This window comes from Rhizobium acaciae, assembly GCF_025941625.1.
GTDB lineage: Bacteria > Pseudomonadota > Alphaproteobacteria > Rhizobiales > Rhizobiaceae > Rhizobium > Rhizobium acaciae.
In genome coordinates this window covers 235,430-250,963 of sequence record NZ_JAPCZO010000011.1, presented here as the reverse complement: position 1 = coordinate 250,963, position 15,534 = coordinate 235,430, and the positions used below count along the sequence as shown (strand labels likewise).

Sequence of the window (15,534 nt, the reverse complement as noted above, 5' to 3'; positions counted from 1 at the left end):
TAGAGGCGGCGGCGCTTGTTCCGAAGCCAATTCGCCGACTTTGTTGGGCCACGTGATTGCCTCGGCAACACCTTGTCAATCTCAGGCCTCCGCCGTATTGCTATCAATAGTTGTGGGCGCCTTCCTGCACAGGAGTATCATGTACAGATTGATTGTTTTCTCAGTGATCACGATCGCGGCTGGCTCCGCACATGCGAATGGGTTTCCGTTTTTCGCCAGTCCTGATGTGCCCGATTATTCCGCAAAGATGATCGTGCGTGACACCTATAATGACAAAGGGGGCCGCCAACGGGTCGTCCAACATCACAACGGCTGGACGCATGTTGAAGAGGACAGACGCGAAGAAACGAACATTTATTACGGACACTTCTTCAAGAACGTTGTTCTGACGGCAACCAGGAAGAATGGTGAGATCTCGTCAATCGAGGTCAGGCAGGTCGAACCGTCTCAGGACTATAACCGCATCATGGAGGTCAAGGAAACCGATGATGTCGAGGCCATCGGCGGTGAGCAGTGTCGTTGGCGGGAGATTGTTCGGAAAATGAATAAGGACGGGTCCGGGCCTGTTTGGTTAACTTGCCTGACCGGCGACGTAGAGGTCGCGACGAAAGTACTTTTCTCCAGTCGAGAGGTGATGTCCGAGACGCGGTTGGTTGAACTGCAGCGCGGGCCTGTGCCGGGGGCGGCGGTACGACCACCTATGCAGCTTTTTGAAGCCGGTACCTGGCTCAAACCATTGCCAAGCTATGACGATTACACTCCAAATGCTGGAGACTTTGAGGCGAAGCTGGTCAGCCACAGATCCGAAGAGAGGCTGTTGCGTCATTATCCCTGGTGGCTCCGACAGCGTGACGGCGAGGATGGATCAATCCTGATCACCGTCTGGAACGAACTCGAAGACCAAGGGCTCCAATATTCCGCATCCAAGGGTGAGCGCAGGTTCGAAGCTATCCGCTCCTCGTCGAATCGCGGGCCGTTCTCCAAGAGATTCGACATGGTGTCTGGGATCGTCGACATGAGAAAACAGGATCGGCTGCTCGGCGAAGACTGCGCATGGTATAACCGGACACCAGATTCCGCTGATGCAGGTCTGATGCAATGTCTGACTTCGGACGGTATACCGCTGATTGATGAACACTGGTCCGGCTGGGGTGACGGCGAGATATTCAAAATAGTGGCGTTAACGCGCCGGCCTGTGAGCATGGATGAAATGCAACCACCTCGTGATTACCTCGAGCCTGCTGCCTGGGGATTTATCAGGCCCCAATACTAGAGAGATAAGGTAGTAGCCTAAAACAAGGCAATGGCTTAGCCGTGAACGGCTAAGCTTTGATATGCAGCCGCCTCAGAGGCTGACGGTTTCGACCTTCCGGTCGACGAAGCGCAGAGCGATCGCGCCCTGGATCAGTTGCAGTGCCGGCTCGCCGAAAAGATCGCGCCGCCAGCCGTGCAGGGCAGCGACTTCGGCCTTCTCGCCCTCGGCGGCGATCTTGTCGAGATCTTCGCTATTGGCGATCACCTTCGGCGCCACGCCGTGTTTTTCCGAAATCAGCTTCAGCAGCACCTTCAGCAATTCGACGGCAGCAGCGGCCCCTTCGGGCGCCTGCGCCTGGCGTGGTACATGCGGCATATCGGCCTTCGGTAGAGCAAGCGCCGTGTTGACGGCCTCGATGACCGCCGCGCCGGAAGTCGAGCGCTCCCAACCCTTCGGAACGGTGCGCAGACGGCCGAGCGCCTCGGTGTCCTTGGGCTGCTGCTGGGCGATCTCGTAGATCGCATCATCCTTCAGCACCCGCGAACGCGGCACGTTGCGGGCCCGCGCCTCGCGTTCGCGCCAGGCGGCGACATATTTCAGGATCGCCAGCTCCTGCGGCTTGCGCAGGCGCATCTTCAGCCGCTGCCAGGCATCGTCTGGATGCATGTCGTAGGTTTCGCGCGACTCGAGAATGTCCATTTCCTCGGAGAGCCAGGAGCTGCGGCCTTCGCGATCGAGTTCCGCCTTCAGCGACAGGTAGACGTCGCGCAGGTGGGTGACGTCAGCCAGCGCATAATCCAGCTGCTTGTCCGACAGCGGCCGGCGGCTCCAGTCGGTGAAGCGCGACGACTTGTCGATATGGACGTTTTTGATGCGGCTGACCAACTGGTCATAGGAGACGCTGTCGCCGAAGCCGCAGACCATGGCGGCGACCTGCGTGTCGAAGATCGGATGCGGAATGAGATTGCCGCGATTGAAGATGATTTCGATGTCCTGGCGCGCCGCATGAAAGACCTTCAGCACCTTCGTATCGGCCATCAGCTCGAAGAAGGGGGCGAGATCTATGCCCTTGGCCAGCGGATCGACGAGAACTTCCGTCGTCGGGCTTGCCATCTGGATCAGGCAGAGCTCCGGCCAGAAGGTCGTTTCGCGCAGGAATTCGGTGTCGATGGTAATGAAGTCGGACTTGGCCAGCTCTTTGCAGGCGGCCGCCAAATCGGCGGTGGTTTCGATCATATCATTTCATTCGCAAGGAAAAGGTCGGTTAAACCTTCCTTCTCCTTTCGGTTCGATATGTCAATACAACAGCATACGCTTCGAGCATTGCTGGCTAAGAATCACGTCCAAACTTAGGCACGGCGGCAATCGCGGTGAAAGTGCAGGCAGTCTCAGCTGACCCTGAGATAGCTCGTCATCCCCGTCTTCTGGTGTTCGATGATATGGCAATGCAGCAGCCAGTCGCCGGGATTGTCGGCGACGAAGGCAAGCTGCACTTTCTCGTCCGGCTGAATGAGATAGGTATCGGAGACCAGCGGCATCACCTCCCGCGTCGAGGAGGAGATCACCGTGAAGCTCATCCCGTGCAGATGGATCGGATGCGAATGCGGCGTGGTATTCTCCAGATTGAAGACATAGCTCTTGCCGAGCTTCAATTCCGCAAGCGGCGCCGTCGGATCGGGCGTGTCGCCCGGCCACGGCACCTTGTTGATGGCCCAGAAACTGTAGCCGAGCGTGCCGCAGATGCTTTCGACGCTAGCATTCTCGGCCGTGGCGCTCAGCACCAGCGGGATCTGCTCCGCAGTCGTTAGATCGGCCTTCGGGACGGGATTGTCGACAAGCGGCCCGAGATCGCCGATATCGCGCTTCAACGATGATCCAACCGCGCGCAGGCTGGCGATCGTCTTCGGCGCCGTGCCGCGGATATCCTCGAGCGTCGCGACCGCGCCTTCGCCATCCGGCATGCGCACGGCAAGATCGAGCCGTTGACCCGGTCCGATCTGCAGGAGGTCGAGGGAAAAACGCTTCGGCACCGGATTGCCGTCGATCGCGATGACGGTGGCCTCGGCGCCTTCCATCTTCAGCGATAAGATCCGCGTCACATCGGTCACGGCAATTCGCAGCCGCACCAGCCCGCCGGCCGGCGCGTCGTATCGCGGCTCTTGGTGCCAGTTGGCGGTGCGCACCGTGCCGTAGGTGCCGGTCTTGGCAGCGTCGCGCGGCCGGAAGGGGGCGATGAATTGTCCGTTGCCGCCGAGCCGCCAGTCGCGCAGGTTCAGCACCACCTCGGCATCGAATTCCGGATCGGCCGGATCTTCGACGACGATGACGCCGGTCATCCCATGCCCCATCTGCGTCAGCGTGTTGCAATGCGGATGATACCAGAAGGTGCCGGCATCGGGCGGCGTGAAGGCATAGTCGAAGCTGTCGCCGGTATAGACGTAGGGCTGCGTCATGAACGGCACGCCGTCCATGCGGTTGTCGATGCGAAGCCCGTGCCAGTGGATCGTCGTCGGCTCGTCGAGCCCGTTTTTCAGCCGCGCCGCATAGGGTCGCCCCTTCCTCATCCTGAGAATCGGCGGCATGCCGTCATGGCCCCAGCTCATGATATCCCTGGTCGGTCCCGCCTCGGTCAGCATGGCCTCGGTCTTCACAGCCGTCAGCAGCTGCGGCTCGGGAGCCGCCTCGGCAAACCCGAATTTACCGGCAATGCCGATGCCGACGCCATAGGCACCCGCAACAGCGGATGCCTTGAGAAGGTTGCGTCGGCTAAGGAGAGGCATGCGGATGCTCCACAGTGAGAATGCCGATCCTTTTAAAGTTGACCGGCATCTTCATCAATACAGGAAGCATAGCCAAACTGCCGCAGCATACCGGTCGCAGCCTCGCCATAAACGCGTGTCAAACGCCGGGCCGCGCGCGCCAAGCCTTGACAAATCGGAGCGTCCATGCGCTTTTCCGCCCGATTTTCTTGTCGGCGCTTGAGGGTCTTGGAACCCTTGCTGCCGTCTTAAGCCACATGCCAGGATTTGAGATCATGCATCGCTATCGCAGCCACACATGCGCCGCCCTCCGCAAGTCGGATGTCGGCTCGACCGTCCGTATCTCCGGCTGGGTTCACCGCGTTCGCGACCATGGCGGCGTTCTCTTCATCGATCTTCGCGACCACTACGGCATCACCCAGGTCGTTGCCGATCCCGACAGCCCGGCCTTCCAGATGGCGGAAACCGTGCGCGGCGAGTGGGTCATCCGTATCGACGGCCTCGTCAAGGCCCGCACCGAAGACACCGTCAACAAGACCATGGCAACAGGCGAAATCGAGCTCTACGCACAGGAGATCGAAGTCCTCTCCGCCGCCAAGGAATTGCCGCTGCCGGTCTTCGGCGAGCCGGACTATCCCGAAGACGTCCGCCTGAAGTATCGCTTCCTCGATCTTCGCCGCGAAACGCTGCACCGGAACATCGTCAAGCGCACCCAGGTCATCTCGGCCATGCGCCGCGAAATGGGCAATGTCGGCTTTACGGAGTACACGACGCCGATCCTGACGGCCTCCTCGCCGGAAGGCGCGCGCGACTTCCTCGTGCCGTCGCGCATTCATCCCGGCACTTTCTATGCGCTGCCGCAGGCGCCGCAGCAGTACAAGCAGCTGCTGATGGTTGCCGGCTTCGACCGCTACTTCCAGATCGCGCCGTGCTTCCGCGACGAAGATCCGCGTGCCGACCGGCTGCCGGGCGAATTCTACCAGCTCGACCTCGAAATGAGCTTCGTCACCCAGGAAGACGTCTGGAACACGATGGGCCCGCTGATGACCTCGATCTTCGAGGAATTCGCCGAAGGCAAGCCGGTCACCAAGGAATGGCCGCGCATCCCCTATGACGAGGCGATCCGCAAATATGGCTCCGACAAGCCCGATCTGCGCAACCCGATCGTCATGCAGGCCGTGACCGAGCATTTTGCCGGCTCGGGCTTCAAGGTTTTCGCGGGCATGATCGCCTCCAACCCGAAGGTCGAGATCTGGGCGATCCCGGCCAAGACCGGCGGTTCCAGAGCGTTCTGCGACCGCATGAATGCCTGGGCGCAGTCGACCGGTCAGCCTGGCCTCGGCTACATCTTCTGGCGCAAGGAAGGTGACAAGCTCGAGGGTGCCGGCCCGCTTGCAAAGAACATCGGCGAGGAGCGCACCGACGCGATCCGTAGCCAGCTCGGCCTCGATGACGGTGACGCCTGTTTCTTCGTTGCCGGCGATCCGGCGAAGTTCTACAAGTTTGCCGGTGAAGCCCGCACCAAGGCAGGCGAAGAGCTGAACCTTGTCGATCGCGACCGTTTCGAACTCTGCTGGATCGTCGACTTCCCGTTCTTCGAATGGAGCGAGGAAGAAAAGAAGGTCGATTTCGCGCACAACCCGTTCTCGATGCCGCAGGGCGGCCTCGATGCGCTTCAGAACCAGGATCCGCTGACCATCAAGGCGTTCCAGTATGACGCCGTCTGCAACGGTTTCGAAATCGCCTCGGGCTCGATCCGTAACCAGTCGCCGGAAACCATGGTCGCCGCCTTCGAGAAGGTGGGCCTCAGCCAGCAGGATGTCGAGGATCGTTTCGGCGGCCTCTACCGCGCCTTCCAGTACGGCGCGCCGCCGCATGGTGGCGCCGCCTTCGGCATCGACCGTATCGTCATGCTGCTCGTCGGCGCGAAGAACCTGCGCGAAATCTCGCTGTTCCCGATGAACCAGCAGGCCCAGGACCTGCTGATGGGCGCGCCGAGCCCGGCAGCGCCGACACAGTTGCGCGAACTCTCGATCCGGCCGATCCCGCCGGTCAAGAAAGACTGAGATCGTCTGATCCCAAATGCAAAAGCCCGGCAAATCGCCGGGCTTTTCTGTTGGTTCGGTCGCTCACAATGCCGCGTAGATTGCTTCGCGAAGATCGACCGTGAACTTGCCCCACATGCCCTCCAGCGTCGTGTTGGTCAGCGCAACGACGGTCAACCCGTTGACCGGATCGATGAACCAGCTATGGCCGTAGACGCCGCCCCACTTCAGCGTACCCTTGGGGAAGGGGACGCCTGCCTCGGCCGGATTGGTGATGACTGACCAGCCGAAGCCAAAGCCGGAGCCGGGTTCATGCTGCTGGCGCTGGCCGTCTGCCTGGTCCGTCATCATCATCCCTACGGTTTCGGTCGCGAGCAGCGGTGCGCCACCCCTACGGATGGTGTCGAGTATGGCCAGGATATCACCCGCCGTTCCCGCCATGCCGGCGCCGCCGGAATGATAGGAGCCGGGGTCGAAGATGCGGTTCGGCGCGAAGCGGATGGGACCCATCAGCGACATCACCAGCGCAGTCTCGCCCATCAGCGCCGGTTCCGGTGAAGCGTCCATATAGGCCGCTGCCAGCCGGCTGCGGTCGCGAACCGAAAACGCGGTATCGGCAAGGCCAAGCGGTTTCGTCACCAGATCAGCGATGGCCTCGCCCAGCGGCACGCCGGTTTCCGCCTCGATGACGCCGCCCAGAACATCCATGGCGACGGAATATTGCCAGTCGCTGCCCGGCGCGAAGCGCAGTGGCGCGCTGGCGATCCGCCGCAGGTTCTCGGCCAGCGGCAGTCCCGGTTCGTCGAGGCCGTCGGAAACGCCGGCGCGGGTATAGGCATCGTCCCCTTCGAAGAAGCTGTAGCTGAGGCCGGACGTATGGGTCAGCAGGTGGCGGATGCGAATGATCGCTTCGCTGCCGTCAGGCAGCCTCGGTCGGAAGTCCGGCAGCCACCTCGTCACCGGGTCGTCGAGCCCGATTCTTCCCTGCTCGACGAGTCGCATCGCAGCGATGGTGACGATCGGCTTGGTGATGGAGGCAAGCCTGAAGATGATGTCCTCGCGCATCGGCAGGCCGTTTTCGCGGTCGGCGAGGCCGGCGGCACGGCGATGGATGAGCTCTCCGTCGTGGGCGATAAGCACCACCGCTCCCACAAGCCGCTTGTCGTCGAGCGCGCTTGTGATTGCTGCATCGACCGCTGCGGCAAGCGATGAATTCCTGTCGGCGTCTGCCATTTCGAGGGGAAGACTCATCAGATTAAACCTTCTATAATCACAATGACCGTTCCTGAATATAGAAGGTCGTTTCGAATTTCTAGAGTGATCATTGTGAAAAATAGCCGAGACGTGGAAAATTCTACCGCCCGCCGCCGCGGCCGTCCGCCGGCCTTCGACCGCGAGACCGTCCTCTCGGCTGCCCGCGAAACCTTCTGGGCGCATGGATATGAGGGCGCCTCGATCGCCGATCTCACCGCCGCCATGGGCATCACGCCGCAAAGCCTCTATGCCGCCTTCAACTCGAAGGCCGATCTCTATCGCGCCGCGCTGGAGCAATACCGAGGGCTGGGCTCCGACACGTTTTCCGCGCTCGGCGAGCCGATCGACACCGTCTCTGCCTTCGAGCGCATATTGCGGGGCTCGGCGGCAATTTTCTCGGCGCCGGAGCATCCGAAAGGCTGCATGATCTCGACGGCTGTGCTGAACTGCGCCAGCGAGAACGCCGTGATCGCCGACCATGTTGCAGCGATGCGCCGTCGGTCGTTGGACGCTTTCACCGCGAGGATCGAGCGTGGCATCCGCGAGGGCGACATGAAGCCAGAGACGAACCCCCGCGCGCTGGCACGGTTCCTCGGTGCCATCATCCAGGGCATGTCGGTGCAGGCGAGGGACGGCGCATCGATGGAGGAATTGCTTGATATCGCAGTCCTCGCCATCGTCGAGGTCGCCCGTCATCGCGCCTGAAAACGAAAAGGCCCGGCAGTCCGTGAACTGCCCCCGAAAGTTGGACGTCAACCTTTGGGGGGCAGTTCACTACTGCCGGGCCTTTTCGTCGCGAGATCGAAGCGATCAATCGTTGGCGGTAACCTTGACGCCAAGCACCTGCGGCAGCGTGTTCGGAGCGCCCATGGCGGCGCCCACGATCGTCGGGAACGGAACCGGCTTTTCAGGAGCGGCCTTGACGGTCAGGCTCTTCGGATCGTCGAGGAAGGTGTTGACGGCAGCCGAAACGGCGTTCTGCAGTTCCGGAATATTGAGCTGTGCCAGCATGATCGGCGTCATCGCCTTCAGCGAATCCGCCATCTGCTTGCCGGATATGTTCTGCTGCGCGCCGGCATAATCGAGCGCGCGCTTGGTGATCGAGGCATCTTCGAAGCGCACCTGCGCGGCCTCGAAGGACAGCTGCTGCATCAGGCCGAGCATGGCAAGACCGAGCGCCTGCTGCGATTCTTCCTTGTTCGGGTTGGCTTCGGATTGCTTCATCGCATCCTGCAGCGACTTCACGAAGGCCATCGTGTAGCCCGAGATCTTGAAGCCAAGGTTCAGCTTGCCGATGTTGGTGAAGTCGAAGGCGAATTCCGAAATGTCGATCGTGCCGGGGGCGAGTTCCCAGGCGCCCTTCATGGTGATGTCGCCCTGGATGTGCTGCAGGGCCAGCTTCTCGATCGCGTCCTTGCTCTGCGGATCCTCAGCCTTGCTGAGATCGGCCTTCATGCTTTTGAAGGCGCCATCGAAATCGAAGCCGGATTCGTCTTCGCGCAGCGTCAGGTTAACGTCGCTTTCGAGCACCGAGAACAATTCCGCCCCATCCTTGACCACCTTCAGGGGGCCGGTATGGGCGGTTTCGTACAGCATCATGGTATCGAGCGTGTCGCCGCCCGGCGTTGCCGGGATCGAGATGCCGCCGAGCGTCAGCTCCTGCGCCGTGACCGTGACGCCGTCTTTCGTGGTGTTGATATCGGGGAAGGCGGCCTCTTCGATGTAATAGCCGCCATCCTCGTCTTCTTCGACGCCGGAAAGGGTGACTTCGCCAACGGCCAGGCTTTCGCTGCCGGCAGATTTGACGCTGACATTCTTCAGCGTCGCGGTCGTGCCGTCGATATCGACGCCGTCAGCCGAAATCGTTCCGCCTTGTGCGGCATAGGCGGCATTGAGCTTCTTCAGCAGATCGGCACCGTCGAGAGCGAAAGCCGAGCCGGCAAGCGATAAAAAGGCTGCGCTCGATAGCATCAGCCGCGTTGTCCGGTAAAAGTTCATGGGGTGATTCCTCTGGTGGCGTGGTGGCGGTTGGAAATCTGCAGTGACGCTACTACGGATTGGGCCTGCTTTATATTTGCCGACCTCTAAATTTTTGTTGAGAGGAACGGCAAACGAAGTCCAAATTGCGGCGGAGCGTTTGTCTCATCCTTTGATGTCGACCCCAGACTTCATCCACAGCTGCAATGGCCCCGATTCCTTGCCCGCCGGCCTCTTCTGGGCTAGTCAGAACCTATGGGACAAGAGATTTTGCCGCCTTCAGGCGGAGACGACGATCACATCCAACCGGTCGACCTCAAGGCGGCGCTCGAGCAGCGTTACCTTGCCTATGCGTTGTCGACCATCATGCACCGCGCCCTGCCTGACGTGCGCGACGGGCTGAAGCCTGTCCATCGCCGCATCGTATATGCGATGAACGAGATGGGGCTGAGGCCGAACTCGGCCTTCAGAAAATGCGCCAAGATCGTCGGCGAGGTGATGGGTAACTACCATCCGCACGGCGACCAATCGATTTACGACGCGCTTGCCCGTCTCGCCCAGGATTTCTCGCAGCGCTACACGCTGGTCAACGGCCAGGGCAATTTCGGCAATATCGACGGCGATAGCCCCGCCGCCATGCGTTACACCGAATCGAAGATGACGGCGGTCTCCGAACTGCTGCTCGAAGGCATCGATCAGGATGCCGTCGATTTCCGCGACACTTATGACGAATCGAATTCCGAGCCGGTCGTCCTCCCCGGCGCCTTCCCGAACCTGCTCGCCAACGGCTCCTCCGGCATCGCCGTCGGCATGGCGACCTCGATCCCGTCGCACAATGCCCACGAGCTTTGCGACGCCGCCCTGCATCTGATCAAGCATCCCGATGCGACCGTCGAAAAGCTCGTCGAATTCATTCCCGGCCCGGATTTCCCCACGGGCGGCATCATCATCGACAACCGCGAAAGCATCATCGAGAGCTACCGTACCGGCCGAGGCGGTTTCCGCGTGCGGGCGAAATGGCAGACGGAAGATCTCGGCCGCGGCGGTTACCAGATCGTCATCACCGAAATTCCCTTCCAGGTGCAGAAATCGCGGCTGATCGAGAAAATCGCCGAGCTGCTGATCGCCCGTAAGCTGCCGCTGCTGGAAGATATCCGCGACGAATCGGCCGAAGACATTCGTGTCGTGCTGGTGCCGAAGACCCGCAGCGTCGACCCGACGATCCTGATGGAATCGATGTTCAAGCTGACGGAGCTCGAAAGCCGCTTCCCGCTCAACATGAACGTGCTCTCCATGGGCCGCATCCCGCGGGTCATGGCGCTGAACGAGGTATTGAAGGAGTGGCTGGACCACCGCCGTGAAGTTCTGCAGCGCCGTTCGCGCTTCCGTCTGGCGGCGATCGACAGACGCCTTGAAATCCTCAGCGGCCTGCTGGTCGCCTACCTCAACATCGATGAGGTCATCCGCATCATCCGCGAGGAGGACGAGCCGAAGCCGGTGATGATGGCTCGCTGGGATCTCACCGACAATCAGGTCGAAGCGATCCTCAATATGCGGTTGCGCGCCTTGCGCAAGCTGGAAGAGTTCGAGATCCGCAAGGAATTCGACGAACTGACCAAGGAGAAGGGCGAGATCGAGGCGTTGCTTTCCTCCGACGACAAGCAGTGGCAGACGGTCGCCTGGGAAATCGGCGAAGTGAAGAAGAAATTCGCCAAGGCGACCGAGGTCGGCCGCCGCCGCACCCAGTTTGCCGACGCGCCCGAGACCGACGAGGAAGCAATCCAGCAGGCGATGATCGAGAAGGAACCGATCACCGTCGTCATTTCCGAAAAGGGTTGGATCCGCGCGTTGAAGGGCCATATCGCCGATACGGCGGCGCTGACCTTCAAGGAAGGCGACGGCTTGAAGATCGCCTTCCCGGCGCAGACCACGGACAAGATCCTGATCGTCACGACAGGCGGCAAGGCCTTCACGCTCGGCGGCGACAAGCTCCCGGGCGGCCGCGGCCACGGGGAGCCGCTGCGCATCATCGTCGACATGGATAACGACCAGGCGGTGCTGACCGCTTTCGTCCATGATCCCTCGCGCAAGCAGCTGATCGTTTCGACCGCCGGCAACGGCTTCGTTGTTCCCGAAGCCGAGCTGGTCGCCAATACCCGCAAGGGCAAGCAGATCATGAATGTCGGGCTGCCCGAGGAAACCCAGCTGCTCGTGCCCGTCAGCGGCGACCATGTCGCCGTTGTCGGCGAAAACCGCAAGCTGCTGGTCTTCCCGCTGGCGCAGGTGCCGGAAATGTCGCGCGGCAAGGGCGTGCGTCTGCAGCGTTACAAGGATGGCGGCATTTCCGACGTCCGCTGCTTCGCGATATCAGACGGCCTCGTCTGGGAAGACAGCGCCGGCCGCACCTTCACGAAGAACAGGGACGAACTCGCCGAGTGGCTGGCCGATCGCGCCACCGCCGGTCGCACCGTGCCGAAGGGCTTCCCGCGCAGCGGCAAATTCGCCGGCTAGGACACGACAGCGTTGCGCGTCTTTTCAGACGCGCAAAGGACGCTTTAATGCTTTGAATGCTGGATATTTATCCTTCAATCGATTCCGCTTGAGGGAATGATCCAGTAAATTCCGCGCCTGACTCTTGGCGGGCGCGACAATTCCTCTATCTCAATCCTGTTAGCAAAAATATGAGCAGGCCGGCTCCGGTGGCGGACGGAATGGCCGCAGGCCGCGCACGGGAGGAGTGTGCGCGCCGTTACCGGAGGAAAATCGATGCCCGCCAGCACCATCAAACTGCATGTCAGTCACACCTATGGGGTGCCGCCCGCCGTTGTCTACGACGCCTGGCTCAACCCCGAAATCGCCCGCCGCTTCCTGTTTGCGACCGATGACGGTCATGTCATCCGTGCCGACATCGATCCGCGTGTCGGCGGCCGTTTCTTCGTCGTCGACCGCCGCCCGACCGGCGACGCCTTTCACCAAGGCGTTTTCCTGGAATTGAAGCGCCCGCAGCGCATGGTCTTCAGCTTCTCCGTCGAGGAACACGACCACAATTGCGACCGTGTCGAAATCAACATCGAGCCTCTCGGCGGCGGCAGCCGTCTGACGCTGACCCATGAAATGTGCGCCGAATGGGCCGCACACGAGGAAAAGACCCGGCAAGGCTGGGCGCATGTGGTCGAGGGGCTTGGCAGGGAACTGGAGCAGCAGCAGTTCAAGGCGACGGGCTGAGCGGTATGCTGAAATCTCGAAGGAAGCGGGTCGCACCTTCCTCGTCGATCTCGCCGGCGGCTACCTCTAGTACAAATGCAATGACCTGCGCGTTGTCGGCATTGATGACGTAGCGGTTGATATAGAGAAAGGTAAACGCCGCGAGATAGCCGGTACGCTTGTTTCCATCCACGAATGGGTGGTTTCTGACAATGGCATAGAGATAGGCTGCGGCGAGTACGAAGATGTCTGTCTCGCCGTATGCAGCCTTGTTAAGCGGGCGTGCTAAGCTGGTTTCCAATGCATTGGCATCCCGCAGGCCAGCCAGACCGCCATGCTCGGCAATTTGCTCATCGTGCATATTTTCAATTGCTTGGCGGCTTAGCCACTTAAGCCGTATCATTTCGCGAGTTCGCGGAGTGCCACCCGATATTTTTCCATTCCGATGCGGGCTGCCCGCATTTGCTCGGCAAGATCGGCCGATTCCGGTACGAGCTGAATATTACCCTCGATCTCTCGCAGTTCGAGGCTGTCGCCGCTGCTCAGGCCCAACCGCTGCAGCACCTCTTTAGGGATGATTACACCTTCGGAATTTCCGATCTTGCGGATTGTGACGTTCATCTTTTTACCCTCTGTGGTAACGGAGTTATAACATGGGGCGGAGCAGGCGACAACGTCCTAGACTGCCATTTGAACGATGCTTTTCCTCCGCACTATCCAGACGGAATGGGCTGCGATCGCCGCCACCAGGATGCCGCCGCCGACAAGTGTCATGCTTGCCGGCGTTTCGGCAAAGATCAGCCACACCCAGATCGGCGCGAGCACGGTTTCGAGCAGGTAGAACATGCCGACCTCCGGCGCGGAGAGGTAACGCGGCCCGGTTGCCAGGCACCAGAAGGCAAGCGGCATCATCACCGCGCCGTTGAAGAGGATCCAGGCCGGATGCTCGATCGAAAAACCGCCTGCCGGCATGACCGAGGTCAGTCCGATCGCCGCCGGCAGCACCGTCGAAAGCAGCGAGACGAAGCCCATCTCCCGGCGTGAGGCACGGCTGATGGTGATGGCGGCTGCAATGATGAAGGCGGTGAGAAGGGCCATGGCATCGCCGAAGAGATGGCCGCCCGAAAGCCCGTCCCGCACGATCAGGCCGACGCCGAAGATCATCGCCGCCATGGCGATCAGCGTTGCCGGCGCCGGCCGCTCCTTGAGAAAAATCCAGGAAAGCAGGGCGGCGAACATCGGATTGAAGGCGACGATGAAAACGACATTGGCCGTCGACGTGTTGAAAACGGCGAGAAGGAAGACCACCGTCGTCAGGCCGTAGAGCAGACCGGTGACGAGGCCCGGCCAGCCCGGCACCAGCACTGGCCATCGCCCCTTGGCGATCCTGAGAGCCGTTGCCACCAGCAGCGTCACGCCAAGGGTCGCGATGCTTCTCGCGGCCAGGATCGACCACAGCTCGCCGTCGGCGAGCCGCATCAGCGGGATATCCACGGAAAGCGCCAACCCGCCGATCGCCGTCAGCAGCAGGCCCTTCCGATGGTCGGAAAGAGCGGTGGGGAACATTCAGTCGTGGGTGCTCTCGGGCATGGATGAGGGATCGAAACGTTCCCAGCCGCGCGGGGTCAGATGCTCCTGCGGCTGGAAGCGCGTCTTGTAGTCCATTTTCCGCGACCCTTGAACCCAGTAGCCGAGGTAGACATGCGGCAGTCCCAGCGCTTTCGTGCGCCTGACATGATCGAGAATCATGAAGGTGCCGAGCGAACGCTGCTCGAGTGCCGGATTGAAATAGGAATAGACCATCGACAGCCCGTCGCTCATCGTATCGGTGAGGGCGGCGGCAAGCAGCTCGCCCTTCGGACGCTGCTCCAGTCCTGAACCTTCCTCACGCCGGCGGTATTCGATGATTCTCGTATTCACATGCGTGTCTTCCACCATGATTGCATAGTCGAGTACGGTCATGTCGGACATGCCGCCCTGCTGGTGGCGAAAATCGAGATAGCGTCGGAAGAGCGAATATTGCTCGCTGGAAGGCTGGGCGGCGAATTCGGTGGCGATGACGTCGGAATTGGCAGCAAGCACCCGCTTCATCGATTTCGTCGGCTCGAATTCCTGGGCGAGAATTCTGACGGAAACGCAGGCGCGACAGGACTCGCAGGCCGGGCGATAGGCGATGTTCTGCGAGCGGCGGAAACCGCCCTGCGTCAGGATGTCGTTCATCTCGGCGGCGCGCGGGCCGACCAGATGGGTGAAAACCTTGCGCTCCATCTCATGCGGCAAGTACGGACACGCAGCCGGAGCCGTCAGATAAAACTGCGGGGATGGCGTCGTCTGCGTATTCATTTGTCGCGGAAATTTCCTTGTCGAGACCGTGCCGTTTCCTGACAGCATGACCTAAGAATAAAAAACGTCAACAGCGGGGCGCTTTTCGCCCTTCATATCAGTCTTCTAATTTTAGATATGGAGCACCGGCGCCCGTCGGCAAAGAGAAGGCGGAGACTTTATTTCGTCTCCGCCCCGGGATTGCTGTTAGGGTTTCAGCCAAAGTCTCAGGCCGTGCGCACCGTCGCCGTACCCACCAGCAGGTCGTGAACGAGACGGCTGCGTTCGATAAACAGGCCGGCAAGCAGGATGAGCGGCGTCAGCACCGAGTTGAGGATCCAGAACAGCGCCAGATGCACGATCGCCGTCATGAAATCCATCGGCCGCCCATCGACGCGCACGATTGCGATCCCCATGGCGCGCATGCCGAGCGAGGCCTGGCTCGGTCCACCCACAGTCAGGCCGAAGTAAATGCCGGCGACGATGACGAAGAGGGCAGGGTAGAGAAAGAAGCCGAGCCCCAGCGTGACGATCGACAGGAAGAACAGTACGATCGCCGCGGGAATGCAGAGCAGCGCCACGATGACGTAGTCGAGGATGAAGGCGAAGACCCGGCGGCTCAACACGCCGCTATAGGCGCGCCAGTCCTCCGGTGCGGCATAAAGCGGATTGGGGTTGTAGCTCATCTCAATCTCCTGCGGAAAAACGATGCCGCTGA

At 60.9% G+C, this 15,534-nt stretch carries 14 protein-coding genes; 5 read left to right on the top strand and 9 right to left on the bottom strand.

The window, feature by feature from the left end; genetic code table 11:
- On the top strand, positions 1-1,273 hold a 1,273-nt coding region (locus OLZ32_RS19290), incomplete at its 5' end, for a hypothetical protein (protein ID WP_319641119.1).
- A gap of 72 nt (positions 1,274-1,345) precedes the next feature.
- On the opposite strand, the gene rnd is transcribed toward OLZ32_RS19290, so the two are convergent.
- Together rnd and OLZ32_RS19280 are read right to left on the bottom strand one after the other, a co-directional pair.
- Positions 1,346-2,491, bottom strand: coding sequence for a ribonuclease D (gene rnd, locus OLZ32_RS19285; protein WP_222406319.1), 1,146 nt, complete (start codon positions 2,489-2,491; stop codon positions 1,346-1,348).
- Between the two features lie 152 nt (positions 2,492-2,643).
- Positions 2,644-4,035: a multicopper oxidase family protein gene (locus tag OLZ32_RS19280; protein WP_264422086.1), complete on the bottom strand. Its 1,392-nt coding sequence runs from the start codon at positions 4,033-4,035 to the stop codon at positions 2,644-2,646.
- Between the two features lie 254 nt (positions 4,036-4,289).
- Here OLZ32_RS19280 and aspS point away from each other — a divergent pair, with 254 nt between their 5' ends.
- Positions 4,290-6,080: an aspartate--tRNA ligase gene (gene aspS / locus OLZ32_RS19275; RefSeq protein ID WP_026160180.1), complete on the top strand. Its 1,791-nt coding sequence runs from the start codon at positions 4,290-4,292 to the stop codon at positions 6,078-6,080.
- Between the two features lie 63 nt (positions 6,081-6,143).
- On the opposite strand, the gene OLZ32_RS19270 is transcribed toward aspS, so the two are convergent.
- Entirely contained in the window at positions 6,144-7,310 is a 1,167-nt protein-coding gene (locus OLZ32_RS19270; RefSeq protein ID WP_264422085.1) for a serine hydrolase domain-containing protein, read from the bottom strand.
- 66 nt (positions 7,311-7,376) lie between these two features.
- Here OLZ32_RS19270 and OLZ32_RS19265 point away from each other — a divergent pair, with 66 nt between their 5' ends.
- The gene (locus OLZ32_RS19265) at positions 7,377-8,018 is read left to right on the top strand and encodes a TetR/AcrR family transcriptional regulator (RefSeq protein ID WP_264422084.1); all 642 of its coding nucleotides are present in this window, start codon (positions 7,377-7,379) and stop codon (positions 8,016-8,018) included.
- Positions 8,019-8,123: 105 nt separating this feature from the next.
- Here the strand turns inward: OLZ32_RS19265 and OLZ32_RS19260 are convergent, their stop codons facing one another.
- A complete protein-coding gene (locus tag OLZ32_RS19260; protein ID WP_264422081.1) occupies positions 8,124-9,311 on the bottom strand; it encodes a YdgA family protein in 1,188 nt (395 codons plus the stop codon).
- 234 nt (positions 9,312-9,545) lie between these two features.
- On the opposite strand from OLZ32_RS19260, the gene parC reads away from it, so the two are divergent.
- Together parC and OLZ32_RS19250 are read left to right on the top strand one after the other, a co-directional pair.
- Positions 9,546-11,801: a DNA topoisomerase IV subunit A gene (parC, locus tag OLZ32_RS19255; RefSeq protein WP_003547138.1), complete on the top strand. Its 2,256-nt coding sequence runs from the start codon at positions 9,546-9,548 to the stop codon at positions 11,799-11,801.
- A 255-nt stretch (positions 11,802-12,056) separates the two neighbouring features.
- Positions 12,057-12,515: an SRPBCC family protein gene (locus tag OLZ32_RS19250; protein ID WP_017990959.1), complete on the top strand. Its 459-nt coding sequence runs from the start codon at positions 12,057-12,059 to the stop codon at positions 12,513-12,515.
- On the opposite strand, the gene OLZ32_RS19245 is transcribed toward OLZ32_RS19250, so the two are convergent.
- The 5 genes from OLZ32_RS19245 to OLZ32_RS19225 all read right to left on the bottom strand — a co-directional run bounded on the left by OLZ32_RS19245 (position 12,499) and on the right by OLZ32_RS19225 (position 15,502).
- A complete protein-coding gene (locus tag OLZ32_RS19245) occupies positions 12,499-12,897 on the bottom strand; it encodes a type II toxin-antitoxin system death-on-curing family toxin (protein WP_264422078.1) in 399 nt (132 codons plus the stop codon). The genes OLZ32_RS19250 and OLZ32_RS19245 overlap by 17 nt on opposite strands.
- Positions 12,894-13,115, bottom strand: coding sequence for an AbrB/MazE/SpoVT family DNA-binding domain-containing protein (locus tag OLZ32_RS19240; protein ID WP_018070513.1), 222 nt, complete (start codon positions 13,113-13,115; stop codon positions 12,894-12,896). Before OLZ32_RS19240 ends, OLZ32_RS19245 begins: the two co-directional genes overlap by 4 nt.
- 57 nt (positions 13,116-13,172) lie before the next feature.
- Entirely contained in the window at positions 13,173-14,060 is an 888-nt protein-coding gene (locus tag OLZ32_RS19235) for a DMT family transporter (RefSeq protein WP_264422074.1), read from the bottom strand.
- Positions 14,061-14,837 (bottom strand): arginyltransferase, encoded by a 777-nt coding sequence (locus tag OLZ32_RS19230; protein WP_003547148.1) that lies wholly within the window; start codon positions 14,835-14,837, stop codon positions 14,061-14,063.
- Between the two features lie 206 nt (positions 14,838-15,043).
- Positions 15,044-15,502, bottom strand: coding sequence for an RDD family protein (locus tag OLZ32_RS19225; RefSeq protein ID WP_003547150.1), 459 nt, complete (start codon positions 15,500-15,502; stop codon positions 15,044-15,046).
- Positions 15,503-15,534: the final 32 nt, after the last annotated feature.